We start from the raw sequence: 15571 nt of genomic DNA, 5'->3' as shown, positions 1-15571 counted from the left end.
GACCGTCCTGCGCTGTACCGGGCGTAGCGGGGAGTGCCGGACAAATGGTGTGTCGGTTTGCAAGAGTGGATAAGATATCTGCCTTTACCGGATGATCGCGAACAGGGTGACATCACCGGCACTGGATGCATTGGTCCTGCGGGTTGTCTCTATCAATTCTCAACAGAGTTTGTGCTGGAATACCTCAATATTTATGCATTTTACAATTGTCTCAATTGATTAGGATGGCGCATCGAAAGGCTGTCGCAATCGAAAGGGCAGGGGGCTTGAGCTACGGCAAGCAAAATGTAAGGGTATCGTTCGGCTCGTCTTTCCCGGCGGCGCTGGCGGCCAGGTCCGACTGGTTTTCCTTTGACCCCGAATTGTCGAAATACCTCAGTATTCCGACGCATATTAATGGAATACCCATCAGAGGGGTCGTCGATACCGGTGCGACCCGCAGTGTGATTACTCCGCAGACTTGTGATCGATTGGGCCTGTCCCGATGCGGGGCATCGTTGGCGACCTTCTTTACGAAACGGTACGTGATGCCGTTATGTCGGACGGGAAGTCTTCGCGTCGGCCCGATCGATCTCATAGGAACCGAAGTTGGATGTCACGAACTTCCGAATCTGGAACTGGCATTCCCAGGTGAACTCTCCATGATCGTTGGCCGCGATGTTCTCATACGCGGATTGCTTGAATGCCAGTTTCCGAACAACCGGGCGCGGCTCTGTACCCGATTGGGGGAGAGCGAGCTGAATGGTTATGGGATGCTGGAGTTGCTTCACTGTGATTTCGGGCTCCCGGTCATCCCGGTTGAGCTGGAAGGAAGAAGACAACAGGCTGCATTGCTGGATCTCGGTAACGATGCGCCGTGCGCTGTTTCTGCGCAGTACGCCGAACAGGAAGGGCTCCTGAACCGGAAAGTTTCCTCAACGCTTTCTATTGGGTTGGAAGGCGAAATCGTCAGTCAGATGATCACGCTGCGCTCATTGAGGATTGGGCATTACGAGTTGAGCGATATTCCGGCATGTGTTGTTCCGGATTGGAAGTCGCCAATGCCGATCAACCTTGGATGGCCGGCGTTCTCTGCGTTCGATCTGGCCTTTGTTCATGACCACGAGCTAAGAGTACGCGCTTCGGCTGCCGCGCTCGCGGAGCCTTTACCCAGAGACAGATCCGGCATCGGTGCCCAGCGTTTTGCCGATCATCTGCTTGTACGCCATGTGGCATTCAACAGTCCCGCCGAGGAGGTCGGCCTGCAGCCAGGTGACCGCGTTGTGGCGATTGATGGACGGCGCGTCGACAGGACATATCCGACTCCCGGAAAACAACTTGGAGCGCAGGCCGAGGGTACCTTGATCGTTCTCACTATCGGCGACGGACGTAGAGTGTGCCTTCAGTTGCGGAATTATTTCTAGAGCGTTTTCTAATCAGGTGGAATCACCTGATAACTCGGAAAACGCGGTGAAATAACAACTTAGAGCAGTTGATCCGTTGCAATCGGATCGGCAACTGCTCTAGGCGATCGCCATATTCTTTGTTCCGATTGCAAGCCGGGTCAGGATAAGCTTGCGAGAAATTTGCGGATTGGAGACAAGGCTGGACGTCCCTTGGCAGCGAGACATCCCTTTCCGAAGATCTCGCTGCCGTCAGTCCTTTGCCGCCTCGCTTCGCGCGAGGAGAGCGGTAACTCCTCACTGATCATCCTGGTTACGGATTTTCGCACGTAGCCGGCACCGTCCGCTGGGCCGGCCATGTTTGACCCTGGCTGATCGGCGTGATCAGGGCCGCGAACTTGGCGCCCGCATAGTGGACATCGGGCTTGTGCCAAGAACTGCTGACGATGAATAGTTTGCCGTCGAGCTCGACACTTTCTCCAGCTGCAGGCGGCGAGGCAAAGTGGAAGCTGCCATGCAGGGTCGCTCCATCCATTTCGTAGCCGGAATATATTTCGGTCAACATTTCAACATTACCTATCTGCGGTTTGAGAGTTTCCTGGAATGGATGGTAAATATCCGACTGCCAGGAGTTTTTGTGCCATGGCAATTTCGGAATATTCGGAATTGCTCGGGCTTGAGGGACAAAAGGATCCGTGCTGCATCCGCTGGCCCGACCGCGTGTGTGCTCTTGCAGGCAGCCGGGCAGGGCGCACCTTGACCGTCGGGCGATTTGGCCGTGCAGGAAGAGGACGGGGCGGGCTCCCCCTTCGCGACTGCGATGCGCGGTGACAAAATGAAGGAAGGAGCAACTGCCCATGAGCCGAGCGGTCGACTTGCGCGCCGGCCGCGAGGGGATGGCCGGGCAGGGCGGCGGATACGGGCACGTGGGGTGAAGATCCTCGCTCGAGTGCCTAGGAGGGTGGGGACGGCTTTCCGATTGCTCCCGAAACGACAGGGTTGCGCTGCGAAACCTGCCCGGCGTGGATGGCGTAAGACCTTGATGCGAATATCCGTTCGATAAATGACCCGAGTTGCGGGCGGCGCCGCAACGGCCTTGCGAAGTTCTTGTCGCTGCATTCTTCCGCCGCTATCATACATCAGGCAAATGAATATTATTGCGCTTTGAGTACACGGATTTGATTGTATGGATATCAGCATAGCCCGAACGTTTCTTGAGGTGGTGAAGACGGGCAGCTTCGTGGGAGCAGCCAACAATCTCAATCTTACCCAGACCGCAGTCAGCGCGCGTATTCGCGTACTCGAGGATCATCTCGATCGCCCGGTGTTCATTCGCAACAAGGCCGGTGCGAGGCTGACGCCTGCAGGCGAGCAGTTCCTCCGGTTTGCAACGACGCTGGTTCAGGTATGGTCCAGAGCGCAGCGGGCTGTTGCGCTTCCACCGGGCCGCGAAACTGTTGTGACGGTGGGTGCCGAGATCAGTCTGTGGAACCCCTTGCTGCGACACTGGCTGCTCTGGATGCGGCGTGAATGCGCCGACATTGCAGTCAGCACGCACATCGATTCGTCCGAGCGGCTAATGGAGCAGGTCCAGGACGGCACGCTGGATGTGGCGGTGCTTTATGCCGCTCCGAGCCGGCCCGGCGTGATTGCCGAGCTTCTCTTCGAGGAGAAGCTGGTGCTTGTGCGGACAACGCCGGCGGCCGGTCCACTTTCACCTGAAGACCACGTGCAGATCGATTGGGGAGATGAATTTGCGGCCAGCTATCAGGCCGCTTTCCCCGATACGCCGAACGCGGTCGTGTCAATCAGTTATGGCCCTCTTGCGCTGGAATATATCCTTGCCGCCGGCGGCAGCGGTTATTTTCGCAAGGGATTTATTCGGCCCTATCTTGAGGAGGGGCGGCTGGCACTGGTTCCAGGAAGTCCGGAATTTTCCTATTCTGCCTATGTGGTGCACTCGACCAAGGCCGATTCCGGCGTGATGGACCGGGTTCGGGCAGGACTTCGTGCAGCAGCGGACATCATGCTATGACGGACCAACCTTCCTCTTCCCCATGCTACGCTTCGCAGGGCGCTGATGCATACATGGGATATGCGTCGCGGGACGAACTCCTCGCTGCGTTGAATGAATTACTGGAAGCCGAGCGGGCGGGCGCGCGTGTTGCAAGCGCCAGCGCGAAGGCGCTTGGAGACAGCGACTTTTCGCAATTGATGGAACGGGTCCGTTCAGACGAGGCCCATTGGCGCGCAATGCTTGCCGCACATATCCGCAGGCTCGGCGCAATGCCTTCTCGCCGGACCGGGGCCTTTTTCGAGAAGGCGATGGAAATTGCCGACCCGCTCGAGCGGCTGGCATTCCTCAATCGTGGGCAGGCCTGGGTCGTGCGCAAACTTGATATTCTGATGCCGCGCGTGCGTGATGATTCAATGCATGCCGACTTGCAGGAGATGGCGGCCCGACATCGCTCTAATATCGACCTCGCGCAGCGCTTTGGCGACGAGAAGCGGCGACAGGTTCCCTGATGCGGCAAGATTGCGCAGCGTGGGTCCTTGCTCTCGCGCCGCAGGAGCGGGCGTTCGCGCGTTCCTGCAGGTTCTCGCCCTCTTGCGAATCTGTGTATTTGCGCGGCTTGGGAAGATCCTGCAGCCGGCATTAGCGCAGCGGTGCGTCGCGTGAGATCTCGAGGCTTCTTCGGGAGACGGGATCGAACGTTTCGGTCAGACTGGTATCGTGACGATTATCCGGCAATGCCGTTTCCAGGGGCAGATGCCAATGGAACCGACCGAGGTGCGCGAAGTCTTGGGCCAGCCACGCGTTTCGCGCGAGCAGGGCCTTCCCGACCGAGCGGATAACACCGGGCTTTATCACAAGATATTTGCAGTCAACGAGCAATAATATTTGGTTGCGTCATGCAGATGGAGCGACAAGAAGCAGGTCCAGCTTTTAAATCAATCTGCTCAGACTTGCCGCATCAGCCGATGGGCCGTTCCCCTGGAAACCAACCGACGAGCGGGGACAAGTTGCGTGGCATTTGCGCAACCCCAAGCGCCAGCAGCCGTCTGGCTGTGTTTAATGGGTGTTTCGATATCGTGCGAGATTGCAGAAGGACCATTCTTGGATGACTGACGGCTCCGATCGATCTCGGGATCTCCAGACCATAGCTGCCGCTTTTGGCGTTGCCATCGATCAGGCCTACGGGGCGGTGGCGCCGCCCATCTATCTCTCCAGTACATACGAGTTTGAAGCATTTGGGACGGCGCGCCAGTTCGATTATGGTCGCGCCGGCAATCCCACGCGCGCATTGCTGGCCGATGCTCTTGCCGCACTGGAAGGCGGGGCCGGCGCTGTTATCACATCGAGTGGAATGGCAGCGCTGGACCTGCTGATCGGACGGCTGCGCCCCGATGATCTCGTTCTCGCCCCGCACGATTGTTACGGCGGCACGATGCGCCTGTTGAGGGCCCGAGCGGACCTGGGACATTGTTCGGTCAGGTTTGTCGATCAATCCGACGAATTCGCCTTTGCCCGGGCGTTGGAAGAAGTGCCTGCTCTGGTGCTCATCGAAACGCCCAGCAATCCGCTGATGCGGATCGTGGACATCGCGGCCTTATCGGCATCGGCCCGTGCGGTCGGCGCGGCCGTCGCCGTCGACAATACTTTCCTCTCCCCTGCCGTACAACGCCCGCTATCGCTGGGCGCCGACTTCGTCGTTCATTCAACCACCAAATTCCTAAATGGCCATTCGGACGTCATCGGGGGAGCAGTGGTAGCGGCTGATCCGGAACAAGCGGAGGCGTTGAAACAATGGGCCAATGTCACCGGCGTGACCGGGGCGCCTTTCGATGCGTGGCTCACGCTGCGGGGAATGCGGACGCTTTTCGCCCGCATGCATTGCCAACAGGCCAATGCGATGGCGATCGCCAGATATCTGGAGGCGCACCCGGGGGTTGCGAGAGTTTGTTATCCCGGCCTTGCCAGCGACCCAGGCCATGGCTTGGCATCCCGGCAGCAGGACGGTTTCGGTGCCATGCTGAGTTTCGAACTTAACGGTGGGGAAGCGGCCGTGCGCAAGTTCCTCGCTCATGTAAGACTCTTCACGCTAGCGGAATCGCTGGGTGGCGTCGAAAGTCTGGTTGCCCATCCGGTGACGATGACGCACGCCGACATGGGGCCGCAGGCTAGGGCAATCGCCGGCATCAGCGATTCTCTCCTTCGGCTTTCGGTGGGTATGGAATCGCAGCAGGATCTGATCGCCGGTCTGGACGCGGGATTGGCTGCATGTATTGGCTGACAGTCCCATGGATCGGCGAGGCTTTGGAGGATGCCTCGGCTTATGCTGGCTGTTGATGTATTCAGCCTGTTTCTGGCGATTGGTGGTTTCGTCATGGCCTTCCGGCAGCATTTGGTGCGCCGATTGATGGGACGCCGTGATCCCCTCCCTGAGTCGAAAGGAAATGACGCCGACGATCCCTTGACTTATATTCTGCGGATAGCGGGAGTGATGACCATGGTGTTCGGCATTGCTCTGGGCGGGATGATGACACTCTTTTCACTGCTTTCGGCCGATTGAAGGACAGGAGCGGACCCCCGCAAGCAAGTGCGCGGACGCCGGACATGGCCTTGGCGCACACGGCAGGAACGGTATTTGGAAAATCTGACCCCAATCAGCGGCCCCTTTCAAGGGGCGAGGAGACAGCTACGGCAGGCGCCTTATTGCAAGCGGATCCGGTCGCTGGGGGTTACCGAGTGTTAACTTAATGTTGGCTCCGACTTCCAATAATCCCGGTGGGTGTGGAGGGTACCGGCATGAAAGTTGTAGGAGAACGCATCCTGTCGCCTGAGCTCGAGACGGCGAAGCGACTGCTTGAAGAGGCCTTGGGGATTCTCGACGACCAGGGCGAAGCCGCAGCAGCTTGCCTGACATGTGCTGCCATCGACAAATTGGTCGGCGCGCCAAGTGCGTTGAAGCAATGGCTGGGGTTGGCGGGTTCCGGTAAATTGGACCCGGCCGATACCGGACATTGACCTAAAGGCTGCCACCCCGGCTGGCGAAACTCCCTATTCTTTTCAGTGGAACGAGTTGTCTTGTCCGTTACGCTGGCGCTGTTAACGCCGGCAGTCCTCGCTCCATCGCCGAGAGACGAGGATCCGGGTGTGCGGTCGGCGGCTACGACGCCTCGATGAATCTATGTGCGGCACCCGGTGTTCGTGCGCGATATTGCATCGTTTATTGCCAGCAGGTTGCCGCTGCGCGCGGCACTATTTTAGGATTGGCTTGCCGATGCGAAACGGCGTGATGCGAAATGGAAGCCGCCGTCAGGCAAGACCGGGCGCGGGCCCAACCAAATAACGAAGATGTCATGGAGCATCATCGGATCCGACGATGCCTCCTTCACCTTCGAGGCGGGCAATCTGCCTTACGTCCTGACGGGTGAATTTGAGCCTCACGCCCGAACCCATGCCATCTCCTTCGCCCACGACGACGATGCCGAAGTGTTCGAACGCCAGACCGACTGCATTGACTTCGTTTTCGCCGTCAATCAGCGCGCTTGCGCTTTCCTCCAGTTTGCTCAGCGAGGCGGCATCGAGACCCGCTGCCGCCGCGAAATCGGAAACGCTCACCCCCACGAGCGCTCGGCCTGCGGCGATGAGACGCCCAGTGATCCGAACTTGTCCGTCCATATGACACTGCCCTGCACTGATCCGATGAAGCGCCAGAGGCTAACACGGGCTGGATCGCTTCGGAATGCCTTATCCAGATCCTTTGAAGATCTGCGCACTTCTTGGGCGCCGCAGGGAGGCCGCAGGGACTGATGGAACCCTGTAACATGCGCGGCACGGCCTCTTTTTCGCGGGCTGTTGACAAGGAGATTGGTATAACGGGGCGCTTGAGGCTGCAGCAACCACCAAACAAAGGACAGCGGATAGTCACTGCGGGGGGCGCTCACGAGGGCCACGCGCTTCGAGGGAGGATCCGCGGAAATCCTGCCGATCAGTTCATGGCCTCCACCAGCTGAGGCGATCGGGCCCCGCGGAAGCTAGCTTGTAGGCCGCTTCGAGCGTTGCTGTATCGGCGACCTGCGCACAAAGCCCCAGGCTGCGCAGGATCATGCTCGTAATCGTTTGAATGTAGGACTGTGAAGCGCTGCTCTGGACCAGTCGGCGGATTGCCTGCGTCTTGACTCCAACGATGAAATCGACGGCGACATCGAGTTCAGCGATCTTGAAATCGCCGGTGGCAATACCGGCCTGCAGGTCGCTCTTGATCTGTCTCAGCAGTCCCTCGTCGCGACTGAGATAGTGGGCGTGGGAGACAAACGAGCCCCAGTTCGGCTCCATGGCAGCGCGGGTCAGGAAGAGTTGGAAGCCCGTTGCCGCACGGACCTTCGGATCGACCACATCCCCGTACATTGCGGCATAGGCATCGGCCAGTTCGTCTGCGAGTCGCGAGCCAAGCTGCTCGACGGCCTCCTCGAGCGATGTAAAATATTTATAGAATGTCGCCCGCGAAAGCCCCGCCACGCGCAGCACATCATCCACAGTAACCGGTGCAAACGGATCTGCCCCCGGATAGGCGGCCAGCACTGCCTCAAGGATCTGAGCCCGCGTTCGGGTGCGTTTCGTGAGCGCCGCGCGGCGGCGGGGCTCGCTGCCCGGCTTGTCTGCGCTCGGGTTTCCGGCAGTCATGGTATGTCCGACTTTGTCCATGAAGTCGCTTATCCATACCTCGCGTGACCTGGCAATCTCAACTTCCGAACAATACAAGAATGTTCATCTTGACCTCTCGTGTATGATTCGATAGCGTGACGGTAACGAGAAGAGCAACGAAGTTGTGCGGAGAGACATGTGCCTGCCCGATAATATCGGGCCGCAGGAGTTCGTCTCCTCTCTGCAGAGTTCGTCACAATCATCATGAACAAGGCACGCGGCAGGGCGGCAATCCCGTGCGGTCGCACCCCATGGCGTGCCGATTGATTCGGGAGAGTCGATTACATGGCTGCTGACCAGAGCATCCTCGTTGTAGGCGCCGGACCTGCAGGGCTATCCACCGCGATCCTGCTTCGTCAGCGCGGATATCAACCTATCGTGGTGGATCGGCGGACAAGTCTCACCAGTCTTCCCGCCGCACATGTCGTGAATACGCGCTCGCAGGAAATTCTGGCGGAAATGGGACTTGCCGAAATCGTGCGCGATCAAGGTGACCCCACGGCGCTCAGCAGCCTCGTTGCCTGGGTCGAGAGCATGGCAGGACGCGAGTATGGCCTGCTGCCCATCCAGGGCTCGGCGATCGACGAGCGCGGGCCGCTGAGCGCATTCTGTTCGGTGAACATTCCGCAGAATCGCTTCGAGGCACTCCTCCATCAACGCTTCGTCGAGCTGGGAGGGACAGTCCGCCTTGGACAGGAAGTCCTGGGTGTCGAAAATCACGCCCATGGCGCGCGCGTCACGATCCGATCCGTTGCCGATGGCCGGGAGAGTGTCGTCGATTGCGGTTGGGTGATCGGATGTGACGGAGCCGGCAGTGCGGTGCGCCGGGCGATGGATATCGAGATGGAGGGCCCGAGGTCTCTGGCGCGCTTCATGACCATTTACTTCAGGGCCGACCTCGATCGTTTCCGCGAAGGTCGGCGCGGTATGCTCTACTGGATCGGGGGGAGGGACGCCCGGGGGGTTTTCATCTGTTTCGATAAGGAAGGCCGGACCTGGGCAATGCTGGTTCCTATCGGGGACCTTCCGCCGGAAACATTCGACGAGGCGGCAGCCCGAGCGATTGTGAGCAAGGCAATCGGATGCGGGCAGGTCCCGGTCGAACTGATCGGCTTGAGCAACTGGAACATGAGCGCGCAAGTCGCAGCCGCTTATCGCCGGGACCGCGTGTTTCTGGTCGGTGATGCCTGTCATCGCTTCCCGCCCACCGGTGGTCTGGGCATGAATACCGGTATTCAGGATGCGCACAATCTTGTGTGGAAATTGGCCGCGGTCATGGAAGAGCGCGCCCCTAGCGCGCTGCTGGACTCTTATGAGCTGGAGCGCCGTCCCGTCGCCCAGCGCAACACCGATCAGAGTGTTCGTAACTTGCGCAAGATGGCGCTCATAGATGAGGCGCTGGGTATCGAGACCCTTGCCCCCATCGCTGCGGATGCCGGCGAGGGCCCGATTGCCGCATATCCTGCCGAGAGGCTGCTGATCGACGGCGACTCTCCTCTGGCCATGGCACGCCGAGGGGGCGTGCAGCGGGCGGTCGATGAACAGGCTGAACACTTTGCCCAGGGCGCTGGAATGGATCTTGGCTTTTCCTACGTGCAAGGGGCCTTCATTCCCGATGGTTCGCTGCCGCCTTCCTGCGCGCCGTGTGACTATCGCGCAGATGCGCACCCCGGTGCACGACTGCCTTTCGCATCGGCGAGCGGCGACTTCGGCGATTCGACGCTCGGGAAAGTGCAACCGCGGGGCGTCACGCTGTTTACGTTCAACGCAGCCTGGACCGGGGTGGTCGCCGTGGTTTCGGCCGAGAGCGGGGTCCCGGTGGAAATTGTGATGCTGGACCGCGCCTCCTCGGGAGCTTCCGTTCTCGACTTGCTCGGGATCGATCCCGGCGGAGCTGTCGCGGTCAGGCCCGATGGCCATGTATGTTGGAGAACGCCGACTTTCCCGCCCGACCCTCGCACCGCGCTCGGACGCGCGGTTCGGGTCAGCCATGGATTGCAAGATCCGCTGAGCGTCCGGCCTGCGGCGGCACCTGCGTTCGAAGCAATCTGTACCTGATCTGGAGAGATGATGATGAAGACGAAACATAATCGTTCTTCCGCGCCAAACCTTATGTTCAGCCATATGGGCCTCAGTGTGCGCGACATCGCGCGAATGGAGCTATTCTATACGGCCGTTCTGGGCTTCACCGTAACCGACCGGGGTATCGTCGGAGGTATGGACCTCGTGTTCCTGTCGCGCGATCCTGGCGATCATCATCAGATCGTGCTGGCCACCGGTCGTCCGGAATACCTGCCGGAAAATACGGCCAACACTCAGTTCGGTCCAAGTATCAACCAGATATCGTTCAAGATGGCCACACTGGATGACTTGCGCGATATCAAGGCGCGTCTCGAAGAGTTCGGCGTCGGTCATCTGTTTTCGGGCAATCACGGGGTCGCCTGGAGCATCTACGCGCATGATCCGGAAGGTAACAATCTCGAGTTCTTCGTCGATACGGACTGGTACATTCTGCAACCCTTCCTCATTCCGCTCGATCTCTCGAAGGACAATGAAGCGATTGTCGAGGAAACCCGGGCGATGTGCGAGACCAGCGAAGGCTTCGAGCCCTACGCGCAATGGCGGGCTCGTATCGCACCGCGCATGACACCCTTTTATCCCGGCGCTGCAAACCAGGGGGCGCTTGCATCATGAGCTTAATACGTTCCGCCTATTGGCTCGGTAAGCCCAAGCCGGGCGAATACGACAGGTTCTGTCTGGCGATGGACAGTGACCTCATAGCCTGCCTGCGTTCCCTGCCGGGGGTGCGAAGTGCCCGTGTACTCTGGCCGCAGCGGCTGGAAGACAATCCGCCGGACATCTTCTGTCAGGTCCTCGTCGAATTCGACGACCGGGCCGGCATGGAACGGATGCTCGCCTCGCCTGAGCGGAGCGCCATGCGCGAGCGCGTGCTCGAACTCGCCGGCCGGTTCGAGGGAAGATTGGCCCACATCGATTTCCAGGTTGGCAATGGGAAGGGCGAGTGATGCGACTGGTGCGTTTCGAGAAGAACGGGATTGTGGGCATCGGTGCCGTCCGCGGTCCGGATATCGTGGACCTGATCGCGTCCGGCTCCCCTTACCGCACGATCCGCGAAATCGTCGAGGCCGGCGCTCCGGCCTTGGCAGAACTAGGTCGTAGACTCATAAGCACGGAGCCACAGCCGCATTGAGGCGAGCTGGACCATGGCCAGGAAGTTTTCGGCCAGCTTTTCGTAGCGGGTGGCAACACGGCGGAAGTGCTTCAGCTTGGAGAAGAACCGTTCGACGAGATTGCGCTGACGGTAGAGCCATGTGCTGAAGTACGGTTTTGATCGGCGGTTGGACTTTGGCGGGATGTTGGCGAACGCCCCTTTCTCGCGGAGAGACACCCGGATGCGATCGGCATCGTAGGCCTTGTCCGCCAGAATGATTGTTCCGGCACCAACATGATCGAGCAGATCGTCAGCGGCTTGGCCGTCATGGCTTTGCCCTGCGGTCAGGCTCAGCCGGATCGGGAGGCCTTGCCCGTCGACGACCGCATGGATTTTGGTCGTGAGCCCGCCTCGGGAGCGACCGAGACAATGATCTCGATCCCCCTTTTTGCCGTCGCTGCCTGCTGGTGGGCGCGAACGGAAGTGCTGTCGATCATCTGGATGTCGCCATCGTGCGCGGCGGTGATGGCGTCCATCATTCGATCCCAGACGCCAGCCTTCCGCCATCGCGCAAAGCGGTTGTAGCAGGTGGTGCGCGGGCCATAGCGTTCCGGCAGATCACGCCATGGAGCGCCTGATCGCAGCACCCAGAATATTCCGTTCAGAACGCGCCGGTCGTCGACACGCGGCACGCCCCTCGGCTTATTTGGCAACAGCGGCTCGATCACGCGCCACTCAAAGTCGGTCAGGTCATATCGGCTCATGCCGTCCCTGAATCAGAATCTAAGCGGGATTGAAAGGTTTATGGATGTGGAGGCGGGTCATATAGCGATCCCTCGCCCCAAGTAGGTGGAAGGTCGAGATCGGCCTGATCGCACCAAGTAAGGCGTCCGGCCTTATACGCATCACTCTCGATAAGTTCGGTATGGACGATGCGCATGGCCAGCATGAGGGCTTGGAGCCCATCCAGGCCGCACGCATACCGGCGAACCTCTCGTTCCGGCCATCCTATGACATAACGGCATTGGAACTCGCCTCCAGGTGCCTTCGATGGCGTGAAAAAGCAGACGACCAATTCACCGCCATCAAGCTCGAACCTGCGCTCCACAAATGGCGCTTCAATCATCTGCCCTCCTCCATCGCGGGAAGGTGTGGCATAGGGCTGAGAAGGCGGCAACTTTTATGGGTTCACGGCCTAGAAGGGGTGGCCGTGGAGTCTCGATCCACGCTTCCACTTGCGGGAACCCGCCTGCTGGCGCCGATCGAGCGGCCTGGCAAGTAGCTCGCGATTGGAATGAACTACGGCAAGCACGCGCAGGAGGCGGACAAGCTTGGATTGCCTCGAGCCGCCCATCAGGTGTGGTTCAACAAGCAGACGAGCAGTATTTGCGGTCCGTTCGACGACATCGATCCGGGCGTGACCGAACAGCTGGACTACGAGGCGGAACTGGGAGTGGTGATCGGCAAAGCCGCCAAGGGCGTTACACGGGCCGAGGCGGCCGATCACATCTTTGGCTACTTCGTCGCCAATGACGTCTCTGCCCGGGACTGGCAGTTCCACTCACCGACATTCACGATGGGCAAATCGTTCGACACACACGGTCCGATCGGGCCGTGGATCGTCACTGCGGACGAGATCGTCGACCCGCACAGGCTGGGCCTGCGTTGCTACGTCAACGGACAACTGCGGCAGGACAGCAATACCGACCAGATGGTCGCGAACATCTGGGAGCAGATTGCCTATCTGTCCACCGCCTTCACCCTGGAGCCCGGCGATCTCATCGCAACGGGAACGCCGGAGGGTGTCGGCGTCGCTCGCACCCCCCCGGCTTTCCTCCGGTCAGGCGATATCGTGCGCTGCGAGATCGAGGGCATCGGTGCGATCGAGAACCGCGTCAAAGGGTAAAATGCCGGACGAACAGGTCCGAGCCGTAAATGGAACTGCGAAAATGGCCAAGACAATGACGCCTGCTGAAAATGCGGGAACAGCTGATCTGATTGCTTCCCTCGAAGCGCTCGACGCGCGTTTGCGTTGGCTGGCGTCCTGGACGATCCACCACGCGAACCACATTCGCGAAAGCCGTGACGGGCTCAAGGTAGGAGGTCATCAGGCTTCCTGCGCTTCGATGACGGCGATCATGGCGGTTCTCTATTTCCATGCCTTGAAGCCGGCTGACAAGGTGGCGGTCAAACCGCACGCTGGACCGGTTCTTCATGCAATTCACTATCTGCTTGGCCAGCAGAGCGCAGATCAGCTGCAGCGCTTTCGCGGTCTTGGCGGTGCCCAAAGTTATCCATCGCGCACCAAGGACAGCATTCCGGTCGATTTTTCCACCGGATCGGTCGGTCTTGGCGTTGCGGTGACCGCTTTTGCAAGCCTGGTTCAGGACTATCTCATCGCGCACGGCGAACTGGCCCAGGCCGATGCCGGACGGATGGTCGCGCTCATGGGCGATGCCGAGCTCGACGAGGGCAATATCTACGAAGCTCTCATCGAAGGCTATAAGCACGACGTTCGCAATTGCTGGTGGATCATCGACTATAACCGGCAGTCTCTCGATGCCACTACGGCGGATCGCATGTTCCGTCGCTTCGATGATATCTTCGAAACGTGCGGATGGCGCGTCATGACGCTGAAGTATGGGAAGCGCCAGCTCGAGGCTTTCGCCAGGCCGGGGGGACGCTCGCTTCAGGAATGGATCGACAGTTGTCCGAATGCGGACTTTGCGGCCTTGACCTACCAGGGAGGCGAGGCGTGGCGGGCGCGTCTCCTGTCCGACATCGGCAAGAAGCCACATGTGCCGGAGCTTCTGGCGAGTTATGACGACGACGCTTTGGCGGCGCTCATGACGAACCTGGGCGGCCATTGCATCGAAACGCTCGTCGAGGCGTTCGACGGGGCGCAGGACGAGCAGCCCTGTGTGTTCATTGCCTATACGATCAAGGGGTTCGGCCTGCCGTTGGCGGGTCACAAGGACAATCATGCAGGCTTGATGAACCCGTCGCAGATCGATGCGTTGCGGGAAAGCATGAATATCCCTCTCGGAGAGGAATGGGCTCCCTGGGCGGGATTGGGCGACAATGCTGCCGCCGGGCTAAAGTCCTTTGTCGAGAGGTCGCCTTTTGCCCAGCACCGGAAGGATACGCCGGCCGCGCCAGTGCCGGTTCCGGCTCGGCTTACGGTGCCCGACGGCGCGGAGCAGTCCACCCAGGCGGCGTTCGGCCGGATACTCCTGGACATTGCCAAGTCCGGCCATCCGCTGGGCGACCGGATTGTCACTACGTCGCCCGATGTGACGGTATCGACAAATCTGGGCGCATTCGTGAACCAGCGCGGTCTGTTCCGCAGGCAGGAACTGAAGGACGTGTTCGCTGGCGCAAAAATTCCATCCGCGCAGAAATGGTCGGGGCACGCCGCGGGTCAACACCTGGAACTGGGCATCGCCGAAAACAATCTTTTCCTCATGCTGACGGCTCTCGGTTTGTCCTCCTCCCTGTTCGGTTCGCGGCTTATACCGGTGGTTACCGTTTACGATCCGTTCATTGCGCGCGGGCTCGATGCCCTCAATTACGGCTGCTATCAAGATGCGCGCTTCCTTCTGGTCGCAACGCCCTCCGGCGTAACGCTCGGACCTGAAGGAGGCGCACATCAGTCGATAAGCTCGCCGTTGATCGGAATGGGGCAGCCGGGCCTTACCTATTTCGAGCCTGCCTATGCGGACGAGCTGGCCTTGATCATGCGCTGGGCCTTCGAGCACATGCAGGCCGAGGAGGGCGGATCGGTCTATCTTCGCCTTAGCACGCGATCAGTGCCGCAGGTGGCACGCGATGGGTACGATTGGGAGGCCGATGCACTCAAAGGCGGCTACTGGCTGAAGCGACCTTCCGAAGGGGCCGATGCGGCTATCGTCTTTACCGGTGCGATAGCGCCCGAAGTGCTCGACGCCTGGCAACAGCTTGTCGACGATATTCCGGGACTGGGGTTGCTCAACGTGACTTCTGCCGACCTCCTGCACCGGGGTTGGTCCGCACGGCTGGCGGCGCGCTGGACGGGAAATGCCCTGTCACAAAGCCACATCGAGGAGTTGCTGGCCCCGCTGGCGCCCGGCGCCGGTCTGGTGACGGTCGTCGATGGATCGCCCTCGACACTGTCATGGCTTGGAGCGGTGCGAGGCCAGCGGGTCAGTCCTCTGGGAATTGATCGCTTCGGCCAGACAGGCGATTTGCCCGACCTTTATCGCATCTATCGGCTTGATGCCGAAGCAATCGTCGATGCTGCTGCTGAATTGTTCCTCGGAGCCTGAC

The 15571-nt window shown here is 59.9% G+C and carries 15 protein-coding genes and 2 pseudogenes; 12 read left to right on the top strand and 5 right to left on the bottom strand.

The genetic code is table 11. The annotated features are described in order from the left end of the window. Nucleotides 1–266: 266 nt before the first annotated feature. Nucleotides 267–1403 (top strand): aspartyl protease family protein, encoded by a 1137-nt coding sequence (locus WBP07_RS22675; RefSeq protein ID WP_395396116.1) that lies wholly within the window; start codon nt 267–269, stop codon nt 1401–1403. Nucleotides 1404–1695: 292 nt separating this feature from the next. Here the strand turns inward: WBP07_RS22675 and WBP07_RS22670 are convergent, their stop codons facing one another. Further along, the gene (locus WBP07_RS22670) at nt 1696–2241 is read right to left on the bottom strand and encodes a hypothetical protein (protein WP_395396115.1); all 546 of its coding nucleotides are present in this window, start codon (nt 2239–2241) and stop codon (nt 1696–1698) included. A gap of 327 nt (nt 2242–2568) precedes the next feature. Between WBP07_RS22670 and WBP07_RS22665 the strand changes: the two genes are divergently transcribed. From WBP07_RS22665 to WBP07_RS22640, 6 genes are all read left to right on the top strand, one after another. Continuing rightward, nucleotides 2569–3417, top strand: a complete 849-nt coding sequence (locus WBP07_RS22665; RefSeq protein ID WP_395396114.1) for a LysR family transcriptional regulator — start codon at nt 2569–2571, stop codon at nt 3415–3417. Then, nucleotides 3414–3908 carry a DUF6306 domain-containing protein gene (locus tag WBP07_RS22660; RefSeq protein ID WP_395396113.1) on the top strand — a complete coding sequence of 165 codons (495 nt, stop codon included), beginning with the start codon at nt 3414–3416 and terminating at the stop codon, nt 3906–3908. The genes WBP07_RS22665 and WBP07_RS22660 overlap by 4 nt, the downstream gene beginning before the upstream one ends. A 250-nt stretch (nt 3909–4158) precedes the next feature. Beyond that, entirely contained in the window at nt 4159–4281 is a 123-nt protein-coding gene (locus tag WBP07_RS22655; protein ID WP_395396112.1) for a hypothetical protein, read from the top strand. A 223-nt stretch (nt 4282–4504) separates the two neighbouring features. After that, entirely contained in the window at nt 4505–5677 is a 1173-nt protein-coding gene (gene metB, locus WBP07_RS22650) for a cystathionine gamma-synthase (protein ID WP_395396111.1), read from the top strand. Nucleotides 5678–5719: 42 nt separating this feature from the next. Next, nucleotides 5720–5956, top strand: a complete 237-nt coding sequence (locus WBP07_RS22645) for a hypothetical protein (protein ID WP_395396110.1) — start codon at nt 5720–5722, stop codon at nt 5954–5956. A 236-nt stretch (nt 5957–6192) separates the two neighbouring features. Then, nucleotides 6193–6411 (top strand): hypothetical protein, encoded by a 219-nt coding sequence (locus tag WBP07_RS22640; RefSeq protein ID WP_395396109.1) that lies wholly within the window; start codon nt 6193–6195, stop codon nt 6409–6411. A 333-nt stretch (nt 6412–6744) separates the two neighbouring features. Here the strand turns inward: WBP07_RS22640 and WBP07_RS22635 are convergent, their stop codons facing one another. Both WBP07_RS22635 and WBP07_RS22630 read right to left on the bottom strand, forming a co-directional pair. Further along, nucleotides 6745–7008: an XRE family transcriptional regulator gene (locus WBP07_RS22635; RefSeq protein ID WP_395396108.1), complete on the bottom strand. Its 264-nt coding sequence runs from the start codon at nt 7006–7008 to the stop codon at nt 6745–6747. A 375-nt stretch (nt 7009–7383) separates the two neighbouring features. Further along, a complete protein-coding gene (locus WBP07_RS22630) occupies nt 7384–8094 on the bottom strand; it encodes a TetR/AcrR family transcriptional regulator (RefSeq protein ID WP_395396107.1) in 711 nt (236 codons plus the stop codon). Nucleotides 8095–8379: 285 nt separating this feature from the next. Between WBP07_RS22630 and WBP07_RS22625 the strand changes: the two genes are divergently transcribed. From WBP07_RS22625 to WBP07_RS22615, 3 genes are read left to right on the top strand one after another with little or no spacing between them, the layout of a single operon-like run. Further along, entirely contained in the window at nt 8380–10152 is a 1773-nt protein-coding gene (locus WBP07_RS22625) for an FAD-dependent monooxygenase (RefSeq protein WP_395396106.1), read from the top strand. Nucleotides 10153–10161: 9 nt separating this feature from the next. Then, nucleotides 10162–10788, top strand: a complete 627-nt coding sequence (locus WBP07_RS22620; RefSeq protein WP_395396105.1) for a VOC family protein — start codon at nt 10162–10164, stop codon at nt 10786–10788. After that, a complete protein-coding gene (locus tag WBP07_RS22615) occupies nt 10785–11120 on the top strand; it encodes a hypothetical protein (RefSeq protein ID WP_395396104.1) in 336 nt (111 codons plus the stop codon). Before WBP07_RS22620 ends, WBP07_RS22615 begins: the two co-directional genes overlap by 4 nt. A gap of 143 nt (nt 11121–11263) precedes the next feature. Here WBP07_RS22615 and WBP07_RS22610 read toward each other — a convergent pair. Further along, nucleotides 11264–12030, bottom strand: a pseudogene (locus WBP07_RS22610) (IS5 family transposase). A gap of 38 nt (nt 12031–12068) precedes the next feature. After that, nucleotides 12069–12392 carry a DUF6968 family protein gene (locus WBP07_RS22605; protein WP_395391182.1) on the bottom strand — a complete coding sequence of 108 codons (324 nt, stop codon included), beginning with the start codon at nt 12390–12392 and terminating at the stop codon, nt 12069–12071. A 108-nt stretch (nt 12393–12500) separates the two neighbouring features. Between WBP07_RS22605 and WBP07_RS22600 the strand changes: the two are divergent. Together WBP07_RS22600 and WBP07_RS22595 are read left to right on the top strand one after the other, a co-directional pair. Then, nucleotides 12501–13172 (top strand): annotated as a pseudogene (locus WBP07_RS22600) (fumarylacetoacetate hydrolase family protein); the annotation flags it as partial. Nucleotides 13173–13227: 55 nt separating this feature from the next. Continuing rightward, entirely contained in the window at nt 13228–15570 is a 2343-nt protein-coding gene (locus WBP07_RS22595; protein WP_395396102.1) for a transketolase, read from the top strand. Nucleotide 15571: the final 1 nt, after the last annotated feature.

It is taken from the genome of Novosphingobium oxfordense, assembly GCF_044029435.1.
Classification (GTDB): Bacteria; Pseudomonadota; Alphaproteobacteria; order Sphingomonadales; family Sphingomonadaceae; genus Novosphingobium.
Note: the sequence above shows the minus strand (reverse complement) of the source record. Positions and strands in the feature narration are given on the sequence as shown.